The following is a 5212-nucleotide window of genomic DNA, read 5'->3' as shown; positions in this document are numbered from 1 at the left end:
GCTCGGCCTCGGTCTACGGCATGGGCACCAATGGCTTCCGCGAGGAGCGCGACTGCGAAAAGCCGCTGAACGTGTATGCCTATTCGAAGTTCCTGTTCGACCAGTACGTGTGCCGCCAGTCCCTGACCTCGCAGGTGATCGGCCTGCGCTACTTCAACGTCTACGGCCCGCGCGAGCAGCACAAGGGCGGCATGGCCTCGACCGCGTTCCACTTCAACAACCAGATCGCCAAGGACGGCGTCTGCAAGCTGTTCGAAGGATCGGACGGCTATGACAACGGCGGCCAGCGCCGCGACTTCATCCACGTCGACGACGTCGTCGCGATGAATCTGTGGTTCTGGGATCACCCGGAACATTCCGGTATCTACAACTGCGGCACCGGCCGCGCCCAGCCGTTCAACGACATCGCCAACAGCGTGATCGCCTGGCACGGCAAGGGCCGGATCGACTACGTGCCGTTCCCGGACAGCCTCCGCGGCCGCTACCAGAGCTACACCGAAGCCAGCCACGACCGGCTGCGCAGCATCGGCTACGACCGCCCGTTCCTCACCGTCGAGGAAGGCGTCAAACGCTATCTGGATTGGCTGAACGCCTGAGCGTTCTCGAAGCGGAAATCCCTTCCGCCGAACGGCAAGGGATGGAGCGGGTGATGGGAATCGAACCCACGCTAGCAGCTTGGGAAGCTGCAGTTCTACCATTGAACTACACCCGCTCGGGTGCGTTTCGCGGCGCAAGGATGCACCTGCCGAGACCGGCCTGACAAGCACGGCGCGGTGATTGATCGTAGCCTGGTCGGTTAAACTTCAGGCCTCCCGCAAATCCTCGTCCTGCCATGCAGATCATCGTCAATGGCGAGTCCCGCGACTCTGCCGACGCCGCCACCGTTGCCACCGTGATCGAAACGCTCGGCCTGTCCGGCCAGCGCTGCGCCGCCGAGCTGAACGGCGACATCGTGCCGCGCAGCAGCTGGGGCGAGCGCAGGCTGGCGGCAGGTGACCGCCTGGAAGTTGTTCGCGCGATAGGCGGGGGATAAACCGCGGGTCTCCCTTCTCCCGAGGGGAGAGGGCTTAGTGGCACTGATCGAGATTCGAGATGACCCAGGCAGAACCCATGTCCACTGCAGCTGCTGACGACTCGCTGGTCATCGCCGGCAAGCGCTATCGCTCGCGGCTGCTGGTTGGCAGCGGCAAGTACAAGAGCCTCGAAGAAACCCGGCTGGCGACCGAAGCCAGCGGCGCGGAAATCATCACGGTGGCGATTCGTCGAGTAAACATCGGCCAGAACCCGAACGAGCCGAGCCTGCTCGACGTCGTCCCGCCGAGCCGCTACACGATCCTGCCCAATACCGCCGGCTGCTACACCGCCGACGATGCCGTGCGCACCTGTCGCCTGGCTCGCGAACTGCTCGACGGCCACAAGCTGGTCAAGCTCGAAGTGCTGGCCGATCCGAAGACCCTGTATCCGGACGTGATCGGCACGCTCGCCGCCGCCGAGATCCTGGTCCGCGACGGCTTCGACGTGATGGTCTACTGCAGCGATGACCCGGTGCTGGCCAAGCGCCTCGAAGAGATCGGCTGCGTCGCGGTGATGCCGCTCGCGGCCCCGATCGGCTCCGGTCTGGGCATCCAGAACCGCTACAACATCCTGGCGATCATCGAGAACGCCAAGGTGCCGATCATCATCGACGCCGGCGTCGGCACCGCCAGCGACGCCGCGATCGCGATGGAGCTGGGCTGCGACGGCGTGCTGATGAACACCGCGATCGCCGAAGCCCGTGACCCGGTGCTGATGGCCAGCGCCATGAAGCACGCGATCATCGCCGGCCGCGAAGCCAAGCTCGCCGGCCGCATGCCGATGCGCCGCTATGCCTCGGCCTCGTCGCCGATTGCCGGCGTCATCGGCTGAGCACTCGCATGGCCGAAGTTCCCGTACTCCCAGAGTTGGATGGCGACCGCCGCGCCCGCGCGATCCGCAGCTTCGTGCGCCGCGAAGGGCGGATCACCGACGCCCAGGCCGATGCGCTGGAGCGCCTGTGGCCGCAATACGGCCTGGGGCCGATGCCCGATGGCGAGCATGTTCATCCGCTGCCGCCGATCGATTTCGCCGAAGCTTTCGGCCGTGCCGCGCCACTGTCGCTGGAGATCGGCTTCGGCAACGGCGAGCGTCTGGCGCAGGCGGCGGCGGCGCATCCGGAGATCAACCACATCGGTGCCGAAGTGCATCGCCCCGGTGTCGGCCGGGTGCTGCAGGAAGTCGAGAAAGCGGGATTGAGCAATGTCCGCGTGATGTGCGCCGACGCCGCCGAATTCCTGCGCACCACGGCACCGAAAGGCGCGTTCTGCGAAGTGGTCGTGCAGTTCCCGGATCCCTGGCACAAGACCAAGCATCACAAGCGCCGGATCATCCAGCCGGCCTTCGTCGCCACCGTGGCCGAGGCGCTGGCACCCGGCGGCCGCTTCAAGCTCGCGACCGACTGGGCGCAATACGCCGAGCACATGCTGGAAGCGATCGCCACCGAGCCGCGCCTGAAGAACCTCAGCCCCGACGGCCGCTTCGTGCCGCGCCCGGACGATCGCCCGCTGACCCGTTTCGAAAGCCGCGGTCTGCGCCTCGGTCACGAGGTCGCCGATCTCGAATTCATCCGTATCTGAACCGCACAGGAGTCCTGCTGATGGAAATGCGCAAGCTCGGCCGCACCGATCTCGAAGTCAGCAGCATCTGCCTCGGCACCATGACCTGGGGCGAGCAGAACAGCGAAGCCGAAGGCCACGAGCAGATGGATTACGCCGTGAGCCAGGGCATCAACTTCTTCGACGTCGCCGAGATGTATCCGGTGCCGCCGAAGGCTGAAACCTATGGCCGCACCGAAGAGATCATCGGCACCTGGTTCGCCAAGAAGGGCCGCCGCAAGGACATCGTCCTGGCCACCAAGGTCGCCGGCCCCGGCCAGATGGACTACATGCGCGGCGGTGCCAAGCTCGATCGCAAGAGCGTGCTCGCCGCCTGCGATACCTCGCTCAAGCGCTTGCAGACCGACTACATCGATCTCTACCAGATCCACTGGCCGTCGCGCGCCACCAACTACTTCGGCCAGCTTGGCTTCAAGCCCAGCGATGACAGCCGCGCGCCGCCGATCGAAGAGACGCTGGGTGCGCTTGGCGAACTGGTGAAAGCCGGCAAGGTGCGCCACATCGGCGTGTCGAACGAAACGCCCTGGGGTGTCTCCGAATACCTGCGCCTGAGCCGCCCAGATAATGGTTCTGGAGGCTTGCCGCGCCCGGTGTCGATCCAGAATCCGTACAGCCTGCTGAACCGCAGCTTCGAGGTCGGCCTCGCCGAGTTCTCGCACCGCGAGCAGCTCGGCCTGCTGGCCTATTCGCCGCTGGCCTTCGGCATGCTGGCCGGCAAGTACCTGAACGGCCAGCGCCCGGCGAATGCACGGCTGACCCTGTACGAGCGCTTCAGCCGCTACAACGGCGACCACGCGATGGCTGCGACCCAGGCCTATGCGGACCTTGCGAAAGAGCACGGCCTGGCGCTGAACCAGATGGCGTTGGCCTTCGTCACGTCACGGCATTTCACCACTGCGAACATCATCGGCGCCACGTCGATGGAGCAGCTGAAATCGAACATTGCTTCACACGATCTGAAGCTGTCGAAAGCGGTGATCGAAGGCATCGAAGCGATCCACAAGCGCTACACGATTCCCTGTCCCTGAGCGGGCGCGTCGTTCTCCTTCCCCCGCTCGCGGGGGAGCCATTGGCCGAGCAGAGGCGTGCAATCGGGCACGCAACAGATCACGACGGCTTCGTCGGGAATTGGCAAAGCTTGTTGGGGGGGGGCATGACACAGCAGCCAGCGGAAGCACTGCCCGATGCTCGCCACCGCCGATGACCGCGCGGTGACGCTCCCGCCGCCGAGTTGCCTCAGCCCGATTCGCTCAGGGTGCCGGTGTCGGGGCCGGGGCTTCGAAGCCGGCGGTGGCCAGCAGGGCCCGCGCCGGTGCCGAGCGCAGGAACTCGACATAGGCCTGCGCCAGCGCATTGCCGCTGGCGGCCTTGCTCAAGCTCGCCGTGTACTGCGCCGGTTCGTAGACGCCGATCGGCAGCAGGATGTACTGGCCGATGTCGCGATAGGCCGGTGCTTTCACCATCGGCATCGGCAGCAGGCCGATGTCCGAACCCCTGGCCTTGATCTCCTCGGCCACGGCCAGGTCATCGGCGAGCCGCTTCAGCTTCGGGGTCGCGATTTCGGCAACGCCGAGGCGATCCAGCGCGGTGGTGGCGATGACGCCGAACGGCGAACCGGCCGGGTCGGCAATGGCGATGGCATTGATGTAGTCGGCCGCGAACAACGGCCGGCCGCGGCCCGGATTGACGCCCGGCGTATTGGTCCACAAAGCCAGCAGACCGATCCCGATCACTCGCGTGCTGCCGCCATCGAGCTTGCCGCTGGCGGCCAGCCGCTGCGGCAGCGCCTGGTCATCGGCGAGCAGCACGTCGAACGCGCCATCGGCCTCGATCTGAGTGCCCAGCGTCGCCGAAGCGGCGCTGGCGACGGTGATCGCCGTACCCGGATGCTGGCGCAGGAACTCGGTGTTCAGCGTGGCGGCGGCGGGCGCGATGCTCGGCACCGCGACAATCGCCAGATGGTCGCCTTCAGCCTGCGCGTTGCCGGCCAGCATGAGTGGCAGTACGGCGGTCAGCAGCGCAGCGACGTGCTTGCGGATGAAAAGCGGCATCGGAATCTCCTCAAGCTGGGCGCTCGAGTGTGCCAGCCGCTGCCCGATGGCGTCAGCGCGCTGCCGTCGATCCGCGCACGACGCAGCGCCCGCTCAGCACCAGCTTGCGCACCGGCAGGTTCGGCGTCTGCAAGCGCTCGAACAGCAGCGCCATCGCCTGCCGTCCAATCTCTTCGACCGGCTGCTCGATCACCGTCAGCCCCGGCTCGACCAGTTCGGTCCAGGTTTCGTTGTCGAAGCCGGCGAGCGCCAGATCGTTCGGGATCGACAGGCCGGCAGCACGCGCCGCGCGCACCGCGCTGCTCAGGAACAGGCTGTTGCTGACCACCAGCGCCTCGGGCCGATCCGGGCTCGCGAACCAGTTCACCAGCTCGGCGCGAGCGGCGTCGGCGGAGGGCGCGCAGAGCCGGAAATCCGGGGTCAGACCGGCGGCGGAAAGCGCTGCGACATAGCCATCGCGGCGCTCCAGGC

The 5212-nt window shown here is 66.5% G+C and carries 7 protein-coding genes and 1 tRNA gene; 5 read left to right on the top strand and 3 right to left on the bottom strand.

The window, feature by feature from the left end; all coding sequences use genetic code 11:
• On the top strand, positions 1-596 hold a 596-nt coding region (locus tag Q0D45_RS20730), incomplete at its 5' end, for an NAD-dependent epimerase/dehydratase family protein (RefSeq protein WP_293397567.1).
• Between the two features lie 42 nt (positions 597-638).
• Here Q0D45_RS20730 and Q0D45_RS20725 read toward each other — a convergent pair.
• Positions 639-712 (bottom strand) — tRNA-Gly (locus tag Q0D45_RS20725).
• Positions 713-832: 120 nt separating this feature from the next.
• On the opposite strand from Q0D45_RS20725, the gene thiS reads away from it, so the two are divergent.
• The 4 genes from thiS to Q0D45_RS20705 all read left to right on the top strand — a co-directional run bounded on the left by thiS (position 833) and on the right by Q0D45_RS20705 (position 3718).
• Positions 833-1033, top strand: a complete 201-nt coding sequence (gene thiS, locus Q0D45_RS20720) for a sulfur carrier protein ThiS (protein ID WP_293397564.1) — start codon at positions 833-835, stop codon at positions 1031-1033.
• Positions 1034-1110: 77 nt separating this feature from the next.
• A complete protein-coding gene (locus Q0D45_RS20715; protein ID WP_293397561.1) occupies positions 1111-1905 on the top strand; it encodes a thiazole synthase in 795 nt (264 codons plus the stop codon).
• An 8-nt stretch (positions 1906-1913) separates the two neighbouring features.
• Positions 1914-2651 carry a tRNA (guanosine(46)-N7)-methyltransferase TrmB gene (gene trmB, locus Q0D45_RS20710; RefSeq protein WP_293397558.1) on the top strand — a complete coding sequence of 246 codons (738 nt, stop codon included), beginning with the start codon at positions 1914-1916 and terminating at the stop codon, positions 2649-2651.
• Between the two features lie 20 nt (positions 2652-2671).
• Positions 2672-3718 carry an NADP(H)-dependent aldo-keto reductase gene (locus tag Q0D45_RS20705; RefSeq protein WP_293397555.1) on the top strand — a complete coding sequence of 349 codons (1047 nt, stop codon included), beginning with the start codon at positions 2672-2674 and terminating at the stop codon, positions 3716-3718.
• 222 nt (positions 3719-3940) lie between these two features.
• Here the strand turns inward: Q0D45_RS20705 and modA are convergent, their stop codons facing one another.
• Both modA and Q0D45_RS20695 read right to left on the bottom strand, forming a co-directional pair.
• A complete protein-coding gene (gene modA, locus Q0D45_RS20700) occupies positions 3941-4741 on the bottom strand; it encodes a molybdate ABC transporter substrate-binding protein (protein WP_293397552.1) in 801 nt (266 codons plus the stop codon).
• 52 nt (positions 4742-4793) lie between these two features.
• Positions 4794-5212: substrate-binding domain-containing protein (locus tag Q0D45_RS20695; protein WP_293397549.1), on the bottom strand; the 419-nt coding region annotated here is incomplete at its 5' end.

It is taken from the genome of Nevskia sp. (genome assembly GCF_023266035.1).
Classification (GTDB): Bacteria; Pseudomonadota; Gammaproteobacteria; order Nevskiales; family Nevskiaceae; genus Nevskia.
The sequence above is the reverse complement of the archived record's forward strand: the minus strand, read 5'-3'. Positions and strand labels throughout refer to the sequence as shown.